11 protein-coding genes are annotated in these 14,861 nt (G+C 41.2%); 5 read left to right on the forward strand and 6 right to left on the reverse strand.

Going from position 1 to position 14,861, the window contains the following annotated elements:
- Positions 1-67: 67 nt before the first annotated feature.
- The 4 genes from ABNK31_RS05205 to ABNK31_RS05220 all read left to right on the forward strand — a co-directional run bounded on the left by ABNK31_RS05205 (position 68) and on the right by ABNK31_RS05220 (position 3,708).
- Entirely contained in the window at positions 68-1,453 is a 1,386-nt protein-coding gene (locus tag ABNK31_RS05205) for an NfeD family protein (RefSeq protein WP_418894651.1), read from the forward strand.
- Positions 1,450-2,208 (forward strand): 3-deoxy-manno-octulosonate cytidylyltransferase, encoded by a 759-nt coding sequence (gene kdsB, locus ABNK31_RS05210; protein WP_418894652.1) that lies wholly within the window; start codon positions 1,450-1,452, stop codon positions 2,206-2,208. Before ABNK31_RS05205 ends, kdsB begins: the two co-directional genes overlap by 4 nt.
- A 122-nt stretch (positions 2,209-2,330) precedes the next feature.
- Positions 2,331-2,852: a spermidine N1-acetyltransferase gene (speG, locus tag ABNK31_RS05215; RefSeq protein ID WP_418894653.1), complete on the forward strand. Its 522-nt coding sequence runs from the start codon at positions 2,331-2,333 to the stop codon at positions 2,850-2,852.
- Between the two features lie 115 nt (positions 2,853-2,967).
- Entirely contained in the window at positions 2,968-3,708 is a 741-nt protein-coding gene (locus tag ABNK31_RS05220; RefSeq protein ID WP_418894654.1) for a lysophospholipid acyltransferase family protein, read from the forward strand.
- Positions 3,709-3,979: 271 nt separating this feature from the next.
- On the opposite strand, the gene ABNK31_RS05225 is transcribed toward ABNK31_RS05220, so the two are convergent.
- Entirely contained in the window at positions 3,980-4,963 is a 984-nt protein-coding gene (locus ABNK31_RS05225) for a hypothetical protein (protein WP_321578966.1), read from the reverse strand.
- A 195-nt stretch (positions 4,964-5,158) separates the two neighbouring features.
- On the opposite strand from ABNK31_RS05225, the gene ABNK31_RS05230 reads away from it, so the two are divergent.
- Positions 5,159-8,386 carry a S41 family peptidase gene (locus ABNK31_RS05230; RefSeq protein WP_418894655.1) on the forward strand — a complete coding sequence of 1,076 codons (3,228 nt, stop codon included), beginning with the start codon at positions 5,159-5,161 and terminating at the stop codon, positions 8,384-8,386.
- Between the two features lie 85 nt (positions 8,387-8,471).
- Here the strand turns inward: ABNK31_RS05230 and ABNK31_RS05235 are convergent, their stop codons facing one another.
- From ABNK31_RS05235 to ABNK31_RS05255, 5 genes are all read right to left on the reverse strand, one after another.
- Positions 8,472-8,951 carry a YkgJ family cysteine cluster protein gene (locus ABNK31_RS05235; protein WP_418894656.1) on the reverse strand — a complete coding sequence of 160 codons (480 nt, stop codon included), beginning with the start codon at positions 8,949-8,951 and terminating at the stop codon, positions 8,472-8,474.
- Positions 8,952-9,361: 410 nt separating this feature from the next.
- Positions 9,362-10,294, reverse strand: a complete 933-nt coding sequence (locus tag ABNK31_RS05240; protein WP_418894657.1) for an endonuclease/exonuclease/phosphatase family protein — start codon at positions 10,292-10,294, stop codon at positions 9,362-9,364.
- 159 nt (positions 10,295-10,453) lie between these two features.
- Complete coding sequence (locus tag ABNK31_RS05245) at positions 10,454-11,620, reverse strand: DUF4998 domain-containing protein (protein WP_418894658.1); 1,167 nt, start codon at positions 11,618-11,620, stop codon at positions 10,454-10,456.
- Between the two features lie 34 nt (positions 11,621-11,654).
- Positions 11,655-12,902 carry a DUF4959 domain-containing protein gene (locus tag ABNK31_RS05250; RefSeq protein ID WP_418894659.1) on the reverse strand — a complete coding sequence of 416 codons (1,248 nt, stop codon included), beginning with the start codon at positions 12,900-12,902 and terminating at the stop codon, positions 11,655-11,657.
- An 18-nt stretch (positions 12,903-12,920) separates the two neighbouring features.
- Positions 12,921-14,852 (reverse strand): RagB/SusD family nutrient uptake outer membrane protein, encoded by a 1,932-nt coding sequence (locus ABNK31_RS05255; protein ID WP_418894660.1) that lies wholly within the window; start codon positions 14,850-14,852, stop codon positions 12,921-12,923.
- Positions 14,853-14,861: the final 9 nt, after the last annotated feature.

Here is a 14,861-nt window from a genome sequence, read left to right on the forward strand (position 1 = left end):
CATTTTCCGATGAAAGATTGAATAAACCTCAAAATATAGTATCTTTGTTCCTTAAACATGTTAAAGAATGAGAAATATTCGGGCGACAATCCTTTTTATTTTCTTCTTCGTAGGGTTTGTATCCTCGGCGCAAGAGAATGCTAAGCCCTTGATATACCGTATAAACATACGTGAGAATATCGGAAGCAATACATGGATTTACCTGCGCAACGGATTGCATGAAGCCGTGCAGTTGCAGGCAGAGTGTGTGCTCCTCGATATGAATACGTACGGAGGGGCGGTTCTTGAAGCCAATTCCATGCGGACGGCCATCTTAGAGTCGCCTTTGCCGGTCTATGTATTCATCAATAACAACGCGGCATCGGCAGGAGCCCTTATAGCCATTGCCTGTGACCGGATTTTCATGCGTCCCGGCGCTTCTATCGGGGCTGCAACGGTGGTAAATGCCGCCGACGGGGCTAAGGCGCCCGATAAATACCAATCGTATATGCGCGCGATCATTCGGGCTACCGCAGAAAGCCACGGGCACGATACCCTTGTCGAGGGAAAGGATACGATAATACAATGGATCCGGGATCCGAAAGTCGCCGAAGCGATGGTGGATGAACGTATTGTGGTTCCCGGGTATGCCGATTCCACGCAAATTCTCACGCTCACTCCCGCACAGGCGATGGAATTAGGGTATTGCGACGGCATAGCTTCTACTCTCCATCACGTCGCCGTGCAATATCTCGGATACAACGATTATGAACTAAAAACCTATAACGCGACCTTTTACGATAGAATAAAGGGCTTTTTGATGAATGGTATTATACAGTCGCTGCTGATTATGCTCATCATCGGCGGCATTTACTTTGAGTTGCAATCGCCCGGAGTCGGTTTTCCTTTGGCGGTGGCCATCGCGGCGGCCTTGCTTTATTTTACGCCGCTTTATCTGACGGGATATGCCCAGAATTGGGAAGTCTTGCTTTTTGTGTTGGGTCTGATAGCGATGGTGTTCGAGTTGTTGGTGGTGCCGGGGTTCGGGGTGACCGGAATCGTCGGCATTCTTTTTATTGTCTCCGGATTACTATTAGCGCTTATCGGGAATATCCGGTTTCATTTCGACGGTTTGCCCGTGATGCAACTTTTCCGTGCGCTCGTGATCGTCTTCGCCGGATTGGGGCTTGGGTCCGTGTTGATCGTTTATTTGTCGAGCCGTATCGGTAAACCGGGTTTTTTCCGGAAGGTGGCGTTGCTGGCCGATCAGAAAGGAACGGTTTCGGTTTCGATGGAGCCGGCATCGATGGTGGGCAAAATAGGTGTTTCGGTCACGGGCCTGCGTCCGTCGGGACGGATACGTATCGAGGGTGAGTTGTATGATGCCGTTTCGGTGAAGGGATTTATCGAACAAGATGAACCGGTGAAGGTGATACGGTATGAGAACTTTCAATTATATGTAATGAAACAATGAAAATAGTAGCGATTATTCCGGCGCGTTATGCCTCGTCGCGTTATCCGGGCAAACCGTTGGCCGATATGGATGGCAAACCGATGATCCGCCGGGTTTATGAACAAGTGGAAAAAGTGTTGAAAGAGGTATGGGTTGCGACGGATGACCGCCGCATCCTCGATACCGTATCGGCTTTCGGGGGAAAAGCCGTCATGACTTCCCCGGCGCATAAAAGTGGGACGGATCGTTGCCGGGAAGCATTGGAGCGTGTTGGCGGTGCGTTCGATGTCGTTTTAAATATACAGGGCGACGAACCGTTTATTCATCCTGAGCAAATACGCACGCTCGTCGATTGCTTTGATTCTTCCGACGTACAAATTGCGACTTTGGTAAAACCTTTCCGTAAAGAAGACGGGTTCGAAGCCTTATTCAATCCTGCATCCCCGAAAGTGGTGTTGAATAATCGTTCGGAAGCCGTTTATTTCAGTCGATCCGTTATCCCGTATGTCCGTGACGCACATCACAGCGAATGGCTCGACAGGCATGTTTTTTACAAGCATATCGGCGTGTACGGTTATCGTGCCGATGTGCTGCGTCGTATTACGCAACTACCGCAGTCGCCCTTAGAAAAGACCGAATCGCTCGAACAGTTGCGTTGGATCGAAAATGGATTCACTATCAAAGCGGGAATTACGGAGCGGGAAACCATCGGGATCGATACCCCTCAGGATATGGAAAAGGCACTGGCCTTTCTTCGCCGGCAGGCGGGAAGTTGACAATTGACAATTGGCAATGGAAAAAGAGGGTTGCCGCTGGTAATCGTTTTTAATCAGGGATTCCGCATCGAGCCGGGTGCGGAATGACGGGCTTCTTTTGAAAGTTAAATAAAAATTGGAATATGAGTGATATTCAAAAAATAAAGATAAGGCCTCTTGAAAGAGGCGATTTGCTGTTTGTGCATTTGTTGGACAACAATGCGAATATTATGAGATATTGGTTTGAAGAACCTTTTTTTTCGTTGGATGAGTTAACTCAAATATACGATCTCCATATCCTGGATCAGGCAGAACGGCGCTTTATAGTAGAAGACGGGCACGGAATACGTGTAGGCTTGGTGGAATTGATCGATATCAATACCATTCACCGGAATTGTGAATTTCAGATCATTATCGCACCGGAATATGAAGGGAAAGGCTATGCTCAACAAGCCACGAAATTGGCCCTCGAATATTCGTTTAAAGTGTTGAATATGCATAAAGTCTTTTTATATGCCGATCCGGATAATGCAAAAGCCGTATATATCTACGAAAAATGTCATTTCAAAAAAGAAGGTTTGTTGAAAGAAGCGTTTTATGTGAATGGAAAATATAGGGACGCTTTGATTATGGCGTTGCTGAGATCCGAATTTCTCTCGTTATAAGGAATGACCATGCGGATGTTCCTGGACGGACGATAGCCGTACGAGAACAAAAGCTTCATTTTTTTTGATGAGAATATAAATTGTTTATTTTTGTGTCGTATCAATATAGAAGAATATGAAATTTCTAAAAAAAGGCCTCTGTTTTGTATACCAGTGGATTGTTTTTGTTCCTCTTTTTATTATCAGTACGTTCATGACGGCCTTGACCGTCATGATTTTTGCACCTGTTTTCGGGAGCAAGTTCTGGGGATATTATCCGCCGAAATGGTGGTCGAAAATTACGTGTCGTTTAGCTTTGTGCCGGATAAAAGTTCGTGGGCGGGAACATCTCGATCCGAATCAATCGTATGTTTTTATCGCGAATCATCAGGGCGCTTTCGATATTTTTTTAGTGTACGGTTACTTGAATCAAAATATTAAATGGGTGCAAAAGAAAAGTCTGAGGAATATTCCTTTTGTGGGATTTGCCTCAGAGATGGCCGGACATGTGTTTGTCGACAACTCCAGTCCCGGAGCCCGTGCAAAAACGATCTTTCAAGCACAGCGGAAGATTGTCGATGGCGTTTCCATTATGCTTTTCCCGGAAGGTTCCCGGACACACACCGGAAAAATGGGGCGCTTTCGTCGCGGTGCGTTTCAGATTGCGTATGATATGAAGTTACCTGTCGTTCCGCTCACGTTGAATGGGCCTTTTGATGTAATGAGTCGAAATACCCTGCTGTTTACTCCCGGCACGCTCGAACTCGTTATTCATCCGCCTATCCCGACGGAGTCATTATCCGAAACCGACATACCGCAATTAGTGGAACGTTCTAAAGAAATTATTCAGGAAGCTTTGTGGGAGAAATATAAATAAACTGGAGGTTGGAGGTTGGAAATTAGAGGCTAGAGAATGGGAAGTATATAAAAAAGGAAAGGTTGTCTCACGACAACCAATCTTCATTGTTAACCTTAAATCTAATACCATGAAAAACACGATGCAAATATAGGGTGCTTTGACGATATCTCCAAATATATTCGAGAAAAAAACCGCATATTTCTTGTTTTTTAACCTTATCGGGATGTTTATGGCGTTTTTCGGCTTTTTGTTTACTTTTGTTTGCAATGTATTTTGCTTTTTCCTCCTTTTAATCGTAGATTTTATTGGCAAAGAAATTGAGTAATTTCCAATTGAAGCGGTACCATCGACGCGTGGCGCGTTGTTTACCGCCGAATTGGAGCAGAAATCGGGGTTTTCCGGCTTTTTCATTGATAAATCCGGTATCCATAAAATCGAAATATTCAAATCCTTTTTTTTCAGAGATATTCATTGCCGAGTAAATGGTATAGATAGAAGGATATAACGTCTTGTATCTTTTCGCTTTCGCCCAATAATAAATACAATACACCGTTTTTTTGTCGAACCCGAGAATAATGCCTCCGATAATTTTGTTCTGATAGCGTGCTAACAGAATCTTCCCTTTATTTTGTTTGATGTAGTAATGGAAAAAGTTTTCAAAATACAAATAGGGCGGGAAACGGTTAATCAGCCGCCAATCGGTTGTCTCGACGATCAGTTGATAGATTTCCGGCATTTTATTTTCGGATGTGAGTTCTTCCAGAACAACATGCTTTCGTTTTGCACGATTGACCTGATTCTTACGCGAAGCCGAAAGTTGGTTCCACACTTTTCTTTTCCGTTGCAGCGAATTGCGGATGTTGATCCATTTTACCGAATAGAAGCGATTTTCACGAAATCCTTTATATCCGAAAATCGCATCGCCGATATTTTCGTATCGGATAAAAAAGACTTTGTTGCGAACCTCTTTCACCAAACGGGTGATGAGTTGATTGAAAATCTCGATTCTCGGGAGGTTTGTTTCGAAGAAAGCCGGTTGTTGCGATATATGGCAGCGTTTAAACAACGAACCGTAAAGGAAGCGGTTCGTGCGCATGATTACGGCAAACATAGCGGCTATCGGTTTCTCCTCATCAAACATAACAAGCATAAAGGGCTGGTAATAAGCGATGCCTTTATACAAATCAAACGAGGAAGCATGATGGAAGAAATTCACATCCGGTAATACCGGCAAATCTTCTTTACGATAGTATGTCTTTATGTCATAGGTCATAGCAGAAAAATATATCCGGGTAATTCAATTACGAATCGTTTACAAATATAACACATTATACATCAATAAACCGGATTTTGTAAATTAAATAGAATTTTTCGCCTTTTGATTTCGAGACAATTCGGTATATTTGCACGATTAATTATTTTATCGAGTCAGTAATAACGATAAATCGTTTCTAAAATTGCAAGTATAATGAAAAGATCTTTATTTTCGGCATTGCTTCTTTTTTTTCTCATAGCAATGCAAGGGCATAGTGCGCCTCTTTGGTTAAGAAATAGTGTTCTTTCTCCGGATGGGTCGGAGATTGCCTTTACCTATAAAGGCAATATTTACACGGTCTCGGTGGGCGGAGGAAAAGCGAATCAGATTACCTCGCATCCTTCGCATGATACCCAACCGGTATGGTCACCGGACGGGCAGAAAATGGCCTTTGCGTCCAATCGCGAGGGAAGTTTCGATGTGTTTGTCGTATCGAAAGACGGAGGAACGGCAACCCGCCTGACGTCCCATTCGGCGAATGAATATCCCGCCGCTTTTCAAGATAATCAAACAGTACTGTTTAGCGCAAATATACAACCCCATATCGATAATCAACAGTTCCCATCCGGTATATTTACACAATTATATCAGGTGGATTTACAGGCGAGCCGCCCCGAAATGTTCCTGCCATTTCATTTCGAAGATGTGTCGATAAAAGACGGAAAGTATTTGTATACCGATAAAAAGGGATATGAAGATACCTGGCGTAAGCATCATACTTCGTCGGTCACACGCGATGTCTGGTTATACGATAGCGCCGATGGCTCGCACAGGAAACTCTCCGGTTTTAAAGGCGAGAATCGCAATGCCGTGTGGTCTTCCGACGGTCGGAGCTATTTTTATTTGAGCGAGCAAGACGGATCCTTTAATGTGTATAAGGCCCCGCTGGAAGGCGGATCCCCCGTGCGGATCACGAACTTCAAGGATCATCCGGTCCGGTTTTTGTCGGCCGACAAGAAAGATAATCTTTGCTTTTCGTTTAATGGCGAATTGTATTATTTGCCCAATAACGGGAAACCGAAAAAGATTTCTATCGAGATTGTCTCCGATGATTTCGAGCGCGATTTGTTGCAACAAACGTTGACGGCAGGGGCCACTTCCATCGCCGTATCTCCCAATGGAAAAGAGATCGCCTTTATTGCCCGAGGCGATGTCTTCGTTACTTCCGTTGAGTTTTCTTCGACAAAACAAATTACCGATACCCCCGAGCAGGAACGAAACGTGGATTTTAGTCCCGACGGACGTTCGCTGGTGTATTCTTCCGAAAGGGGGAATATTTGGAATGTATACAAAACCGATCTTGTACGGAAAGACGATTCGTATTTTGTTTATGCGAAGGAATTGAAAGAAACGCAATTGACCCAAACGGCCACATCGGCATTCCAACCGCTTTTTTCGCCCGACGGCAAAGAAATCGCCTATTTGGAAAACCGGTCGGAAATCCGAGTGTTGAATTTGGCTTCCAATACATCGAGGAAAGTAATGGATGGAAAGTTTAATTATTCGTACAGCGATGGCGATCAATGGTATCAATGGTCACCCGATAGTAAATGGATCCTATCCGATTATATCGGTGTCGGAGGATGGAACAATAAAGATGTCGCTCTTATCAAAGCCGATGGAAGCGGACAAATAACCGACTTGACCGAGAGCGGCTACACCGATGTGCAAGCCAAATGGGTGCTCGGCGGCAAAGCGATTCTTTTCTTTTCCGACAGGGCCGGTTACCGTAGCCATGGAAGTTGGGGAGCGCAGGATGATGTCTATCTGATGTTCCTTACGGGCGATGCGTACGATGACTTTAAGTTGACGAAGGAAGAACGTGAATTGAAAAAAGAACTCGAAAAAGAGCAGAAGAAGAAAGATAAAGATAAAGATAAAGGAAAAGAGGACGACAAGACGAAAGAGGCCGAAAAGGATTCCACGAAAGCGGCAGAGCCTTTGGATTTTGATTTGGATAACCGCCGTTACCGGGTGGAACGCCTGACCCGGCATTCGTCCAATCTGGCCGATGCGTATCTGAATAAAGAAGGAACGAAATTGTACTATCTGGCTCGTTTTGAAAAGGGTTATGACTTATGGGAACAGGATTTTCTTGAAAATTCGACCAAAATACTCAGCAAAGACGTGGGAGCGGGAAGGCTGATTGCCGATAAGGATGGCAAGAATATCTTTTTGGTGTCGCAAGGCGTCATTAAAAAAATCGCCGGAGGAAAAGTGACGAACGTGTCCTTCGCAGCCCCATTCAATTATCGCAGCGCGGAAGAACGGAACTATATTTTTGAACATGCGTGGAAACAAGTAAAGGATAAATTCTACGATAAAAATCTGCACGGTATCGATTGGGAAATGTATAAGGATGCGTATCAGCGTTTTTTGCCTCATATTAATAATAATTTCGATTTTTCCGAAATGCTCTCCGAGATGTTGGGCGAACTGAACGCTTCGCATACCGGCGCCCGCTATGGCGCACCCAAGACCCGATGGGAAACGGCCGCTTTGGGCGTCTTTTGGGATAAAGATTACAACGGCGACGGATTGAAGATCAAAGAAATAATGAAGGGTAGTCCGTTGCTTCGTTCCGATTCTAAACTGAAACCGGGAGTCGTCATCGATAAAATAGACGGAAAATCGATTGAGGCCGGGAAAACCTATTGGCATCTCCTGGACGGAAAAGTCGGAAAACGAGTACTCTTATCTGCCCATACACCCGACTCCGGCGATCGTTTCGAGGAATTTGTCAAACCGATTTCCCAAGGACAAGAAAACGAGCTGTTGTATCGCCGTTGGGTAGAGCAACGCGAAGTGTTGGCCGATAAATATTCCGCCGGGCGTATTGCTTACATCCATATCCAGGGGATGAACAGCAGCAGTTTTCGTGACGTTTATCAGCAGTTACTCGGGAAATACCGCAATAAAGAAGCGGTCGTCATCGATACCCGCTTCAATGGAGGCGGTTGGCTGCATGACGATCTGGCCACCTTGTTAAGCGGCAAAGAGTATCAGCAATTTAAACCGCGCGGGCAGTATATCGGAAGTGATCCGTTTAATAAATGGACCAAACCCTCCATTGTATTAATGGGAGAAAGCAACTATTCCAACGCGCATGGTTTTCCTTGGCTGTATAAAGAATTGCGTATCGGTAAATTGGTCGGCGCCCCTGTTCCCGGAACAATGACGGCCGTATGGTGGGAGCAGCAAATCGATCCTTCGCTTGTTTTCGGCATTCCGCAAGTAACGGTGGTGGATATGAAGGGGCATGTATTGGAAAATACGCAGTTGGAACCGGACGTGGAGGTTTATAATACGCCGGAATCGTTGTTGAGCGCCGATGACCTGCAATTGAAGCGTGCTGTGGAGGAATTACTGAAGGAGTTGTGATTTTCAGATTCCAGATTCCAGATTCCAGATTTAAGACTGTATCCGGGGGCATTGTTCGAAACGATGCTCCCGGTTATTTTTTCGATTATAATCCTTTTAATTGTTCCAGGACGCGGAAAACGATGGGGCAAAAAGACGCGTTCTTTACCGATAAAGCATAAATCTGATGAAATTTCTTCCGGTCGGTATGGGGATAATCCCTGCAAGCTTTCGGCCGGTCTTTATAAACGGCGCAATAATTATCTTCTCCCAGGAAAGGACAAGATTCGGCGCTAAATACCCAATCGCGGTCTTCATCGATTCGTAAATAAGCGTCGATAAAAGCTGCCGGCTTTATGCGCAAAGCTTTCGCAAGCGTGTCGATGTCCCTTTCAAGGATTCTCGGCCCCAGATGCCGGCAACAGTTTCCGCATTGCAGGCAATCGATTTCGTTGGACGCTTCTTCGTGCAACGACAGAAGCTCGCGATTCATTTTCATCAGTCTTTTACGGTTCTTTTTATAATAGGCGATCCACTCCGGCGCTTTCAAAGCAGCTTCTTCGCGTAATTTGTCAATAGGATACATCGCGTCGTTTTTTCCGCAAAGATACGTTGTTTTATTTTAGTCATGTTGCCCATTCAAATCAAAAAATTTTTTTTTCAGATAATGAAATTTGATTAACGTGAGTTCGACCTAAGCTGTAGGTAACTTGTCTTTTTCAACAAAGTCATCTATTGTATTATATAGAAACTTTTTAGTTTTTGAATGCCCGGTTCTGGACTAGAACCCAAATAGTCATCACTTCACTTTGAGATATCGTGAATTTACAGTTCCTTTTCCTTGATTTTTGCTTGTCGCAGCGAATAATCCCTAATGAGGACGTCAAATTCTTTGAAAAACTCATGAATTATGAAATAATAAATTCCAGCTATAGGCTTAATAATTAACCGCTTTTGTTATATCGAGTTCACATTATTATACAAAAAAATAAAATATCATTTTGAATTGATTTTAAAAATAGCTATAACCGGAAAATGGTCAGATGTTATAGAGGCCGGAGTGTATACCCTGTACAAGTTAATTCTAAAAGCAGAATTCGGAAAATACATTAAATAATCAATCGTTTGACTCGGTGTAGATGTAGGAAATGTAAACGAATTCAAATCATTTCTGTCTCCAAATAATAGATGCTCACGTAAAATGCTTATAGTCTTAGAGTCTGGGACATCATTCAAATCTCCGCCTACAATAACGGGCTTGTCTAATTTCTTTAAAATATTGACAAAATCTCTTGCTTGTTTCACTCGATTAGTCTCCTTATTCAGATGATCAAAATGAGTACTGATAAAATAAAATTCAGTACCTCCTTTCTCAACAGTAACTCGAGCAACAGATCGATTTTCGCCTGGTAATTCCGGCGTAGTTCCTAACATATAACTTTTGGTTCCCTTTATCGGTAATTTAGATAATACCGCATCTCCATACTCACCACCGTCAAAATCTATAGCTTTGGAGAAAAAATAGTGCATTCCTGTTATTTCCGCAAGTCGTTTTGCGACATCACCTATATGGGCATTTCTCTGTGTATATTTATCAACTTCTTGCAAAGCTACTAAATCAGGATTTACTTGTGTTATAACTTTTGCAATTTCTTCTATATTTTGTATACCATTCGGCCTTGCTCCATATATATTATAAGTCATAACGGCTACAGTTTCGCTAATTCTCTTTGCAACATTTTGTTGCTTATTTGTCACGCTACTATCCAAATTTGCTATATCTGTTTTGCAGATCCATGCGTTAGAACGCTTATGACATTTATTTCCTTTCTCTTGTATAGAATGAGATTGTACTTCTCCTTGGAGAAAAAACAGAAAGAAAGTTATAAGACATAAAAAAAGGTACACTTTTTCGTTAATATTTTTCATTATCATCTCGTTTTAAATACATATTATGTTTATTAATGGGATAGAAGGAAAATAAAGCAAGTAAAAAAACACTCTATTTTCCTTCTTATTGACATTAAATATACAAATAAAGCCAATGTAAATCAAAGTAGGAATGATTATTTTTTATTGATACAAAGATCAATTTAGTATCTGAAAAAAAACATCTAATTCCGCAAGACTCATTTCTTTTGTTCCCTCACCACCGATGCTCTCCGAATATATAGGAGCGGATAAACATTCTACACCTGAAAAACGTACGAAACGAGCTAAAGTAATAGGTACATTAAAAAGCCTCATGTTATAATACAAGCTATTATCATAGTCAAAATTTGCGAGTGGTCTCCAATCTATATTGTCAAGACTACTTTCAAATTTGATACTAGTTGGTGCTCTGGGATCTGCTTTACCTCCCGTCATTTGATAAGATGGCCATATCCCAAAACCAGAAACAGGGATTTCTCGACCGAGGTCAACGGTAATATATTGAGGATAATTATTATTTGTCAACCAAGTATCTCCAAAGTTTCCGTTATAAAAATTAGATGCGACATTATTACCACTTTGTGACGAGTATTCTATAATTCCACCTAGTTTTTTATCAATCATTAATGAGACTTCGTCTACTGCAGGAGGCACTATAGAATCGAGCCATTTGTTGTCTGGGCTATAATACGTAACTCTCTTAAAAGTTGTTCCTTGCTTATAGTCATTAATTGAAGTAAAAGTTGTCCCATTATCTACTCGTAATCGTTTTAGTTTTCCATCTGTTGCCGTATAAATTAAATTCGTAAAGCGTGCACCATTTACAGGGTCAGGATTTAACCACTCAATAGACAGGTCGTCCTTAAAAGTTGTACTCTTCGATTTAATACCACGATGAGCAAGAGATACAAGGTAGTCATTACCAACTGTTCGGGTAATTAATTCAGCAGCATTGGAAGAATTACCTTTTTCGTCAAAAGATTTTACAAACAGTGAATACTCTCCTTCAGGTAATTCGATTATTTGATGAATAACTTTTTGTTTGCCTATATTTACCATGACTGAATCTTGGTAGTCATTCCAATAAATCCCTACCTTAGTTGTTTTCATGTCAACTACGTTAAAATTGACTTCCAATCGGTTAAATCCGATACGAGACGTGAGGCCTGAAACACTTCCTAAATAGGAAATGCCCCCTTCGACAACATATTCTTTGAACATTACATCCTGATCTTTACAAGATAGCAATACAATAAAAGCACAGACAATACAAAGTATCGTGTTTTTTTGATGATTATTTTTTATATGATTTATTTTTTTCATTTGGATAAAAATTAATATGTTATTAATCTCCTATTTATTCTTCTACCTCTTCGCCCCAAATGGTTAGTTCATCATAAGAATACCTCTCTTCTTCGTGCCAAAGACTTGTAATTTTGAACCGTATCATTCTAACTGGAAAATAAGGATCTAGTTGAAAATCGGATGGTTTTACATCAAAATTCTCACCGTTGGGCCAGAGGAAAGCTCTATCTTCTGCAGTAATTACGGACGGGTCTGGTCCTGATGGCTTATAAGATTCATATTTCCCAATAAGTTTCCATTCCTCTCCATCAAGATCATCGCCAGGATTTCTGCTAGTCGTACCATAAACTTCAAAAGTCCGAGGATAATCGCGATAGAGATAATTCCAGAAAGGAACTAGATTAAATCGAGATATCTTTGCCGTAATGCCTAGATCAATGGTAAAAAAACTCGGTAAAGGACGTACTTCTGGAATAAATGTATTTTGCCATCCGTTTATTGGACAAATAGTGTTATCAAACAATCCGGTAAATTGATATCCCCAAAAATTATTTTCTAATGTATTCTTAAAATCAGATGGTAATTTGTTTTCTTTCCATAAAGATTTATCCAGTTTTTTCTCAAATAATGGGGTAAGGACATACTCTTTCGAATCTGTTTTATTTCCCCAGCGATCCATCAAATAAACATAAAATTTGCCAGGCTTAGAGGGTAAATCTCTGATAGAAAAAACGGCATTCGGATTATTGATTACGAACGATTGCAAGAAAGTCCGCTCTCCGGTATTTGCTGTATCAGCCATTAATACAACTTTGAGAGTTTCTTTGTATAAATTTTCGAAATGCCCCTCGATTCCTCCAAATGTAGCAATCATATTTAGTGAAGGGAAAGCCTCGATAAGAGGAGGGGTGTGAGGAGATACCGTTACGACAAGCGGTTCGGATTTTTTTCCGTTTTTCCCAACGGTATATAAATTGACCGGGAAATCTCCTGCATCTGCAAAGCCTTCAAGCGTCAATGTATCTACAAAGCGTGATGATTGTGCAGAACGTTCAACTCCTGGAGACATCTCACATACAGCTTTTACATATAATAAATTTTCATCGTTTGGCACTGCGTACTTTAATATCGCTTTACCTGCTAGATTCTCTACTAAAACTGTTGTTACATCAATCATTGCGGGTGCTGGAGCATCTTCATCGAAATAAACTAGGGGCTTACTTTCTTCGCAAGAGCATAGGATATTGAGTATGATTATTGTAATTAGTATAATACAAATATTTTTAAACTTATCATTCATAATAATTTAAATTAAAAATTACCATCCTAAACTTTGTACTAAATTCATATTTTTCATTAATTCGCTTTCCGAGATAGGCCAGAAATAATTCTTTAATCCAAATTTCTGATTAAAAATAGTCATTGGCTTATATATATCGGCATTGTCGGTATTAAATAATCTCCATCCTTGAATGGGCTTATTTAGTTCTACTCTAGCCGTTTTCCATCTGCGTAAATCCCAAAATCTACTTCCCTCAAAACTCAATTCAATTAATCGTTCGCAATGGATGATTTCTCTAAGTCCTTCTTGCGTCTTATATTTGTCAGGGTTGTTAGAATATAGCGTCCATGATTCCACAACGGATTTCAATCCTGCACGAGTACGAATCATATCAATATATTCCATGGATTTATTACGAGCTTCTGGGGTATCACTCGCTTCATTAAGAGCTTCGGCATAAAAAAGTAATAGCTCAGCCAATCTATATTTTGGCCAGATATAACTATAAATACTAATTTGTAAAGAAGCCGGTTGCAGTGTTTGATAGTGTACCCATTTTTTTGGCACATAGCCAGTGGGTTCGTTAGAATCTTTTTCTGATTTCCTTAATCCTTTAATTTCAGGATGACTAAAGAGATTACTAGGTTTATTATCGTCATATGAACCGGAGCCGTACCAAATTCCTTGTGGGAAGCCGAGCCATGCATAGAATCTTGGTTCACGTTCAAAATTTAGCCTAGCTGTTTCGCCTCCGGACCGAATATAAAGGCCTTCTTCTTTAACGGCGCGCCGTAACGTATATCGAGTGTCGTAGTCCCATTTATTATCTTCATTAATAGGCACTCCATTTTCAGAATAAAACATTTCGGCTATCTGTAATGGAATCGAAAATGTTTCACTCATTCCAGGAGCCCAATCGGTCAAAGGATTTAATGTGATAGGCAAAACACGATTTTGTAAGGTTGATATCCAATGGCGTGTGTCAGCCCATATGACTTCATTGTTCCAATCTTCACAAAATGCTTGACGAAGAGTCATTTGTTGCTTTATTGTATCTGAAAGTTTATACTTAGGATCACCGGGGTAATGATAAAGTTCCATTCCAAGTGAATCTATACACACATGAATTGCCTCTTGACAAGCCTTAACCGCCCTTTGCCATTTCTCCAAACGTTTTTCTTGATCTTGAGTAAAAAGCTGCGTTCCGTCTTTATTCTTCATGGGGGCAAATTCCGAATTGCAATTGTAAAGAGGACTCGCAGCAGTCACTGCAACCTGTGCTCTTAAAGCGGTAGCAATGGGCAGCGTAACCCTACCTAAATCAGAAGCCTCAGACCTTACTTGAGCAGGAAGATCAGGGATAGCTTCTTGGAACAATTCCATAATATAATCAAATCCTTCATCAACTGTGTTACGGGGGATTTGAACACCTGCTACGTCGGTTGATATTGGCAAATTATTCTTAATGATGGGAATCGGACCGTATTGGCGCAACAGAAGAAAATGATAATAAGCTTTTAATACTTTTACTTCTGCGATCCACTGACGTCGCTCAAACTCCATTAGGTCTGGAACTTCAAAAGTTTCAATACCATCTAGAAAATTATTACAATCGCGAATAGCAGCATAGTAGTTTTGCCACGTTCCCATTAAGTTATTGGTGGATGTTAACATTCCTCTAGCAACCTTGTTTGCATCACGGGAGATATCTTGTGTAAATTGGGGGTTATCTTTTACCCATATTTCATCCCCACCCATAATATCAATGCTCGCTCCTAAGTAATTGCTTGGTAAATAGGAATAGCAAGTGTATAAGTATCGCAATGTATGTTGACGCATACTAAATGCATTTTCAAGTGTGGCCGTGCCTTCAGGAACGACATTTAGATAGTCGTTGCATGAACATGCTAATAAAAAAATTAACAGGAGTGGTAATTTTCGATTCTTTTTTATCATATTATTTCTCATAACGATTTA

Origin of the sequence: Limibacterium fermenti (genome assembly GCF_041902845.1) — a bacterium.
Taxonomy (GTDB): Bacteria; Bacteroidota; Bacteroidia; order Bacteroidales; family Dysgonomonadaceae; genus Limibacterium; species Limibacterium fermenti.

Excerpts from the sequence above, each read along its gene's own strand:
- ABNK31_RS05205 (WP_418894651.1), top strand. The coding sequence starts at position 68 with ATGAGAAATATTCGGGCGACAATCCTTTTTATTTTCTTCTTCGTAGGG.
- kdsB (WP_418894652.1), top strand. The coding sequence starts at position 1,450 with ATGAAAATAGTAGCGATTATTCCGGCGCGTTATGCCTCGTCGCGTTAT.
- speG (WP_418894653.1), top strand. The coding sequence starts at position 2,331 with ATGAGTGATATTCAAAAAATAAAGATAAGGCCTCTTGAAAGAGGCGAT.
- ABNK31_RS05220 (WP_418894654.1), top strand. The coding sequence starts at position 2,968 with ATGAAATTTCTAAAAAAAGGCCTCTGTTTTGTATACCAGTGGATTGTT.
- ABNK31_RS05225 (WP_321578966.1), bottom strand. The coding sequence starts at position 4,963 with ATGACCTATGACATAAAGACATACTATCGTAAAGAAGATTTGCCGGTA.
- ABNK31_RS05230 (WP_418894655.1), top strand. The coding sequence starts at position 5,159 with ATGAAAAGATCTTTATTTTCGGCATTGCTTCTTTTTTTTCTCATAGCA.
- ABNK31_RS05235 (WP_418894656.1), bottom strand. The coding sequence starts at position 8,951 with ATGTATCCTATTGACAAATTACGCGAAGAAGCTGCTTTGAAAGCGCCG.
- ABNK31_RS05240 (WP_418894657.1), bottom strand. The coding sequence starts at position 10,294 with ATGAAAAATATTAACGAAAAAGTGTACCTTTTTTTATGTCTTATAACT.
- ABNK31_RS05245 (WP_418894658.1), bottom strand. The coding sequence starts at position 11,620 with ATGAAAAAAATAAATCATATAAAAAATAATCATCAAAAAAACACGATA.
- ABNK31_RS05250 (WP_418894659.1), bottom strand. The coding sequence starts at position 12,902 with ATGAATGATAAGTTTAAAAATATTTGTATTATACTAATTACAATAATC.
- ABNK31_RS05255 (WP_418894660.1), bottom strand. The coding sequence starts at position 14,852 with ATGAGAAATAATATGATAAAAAAGAATCGAAAATTACCACTCCTGTTA.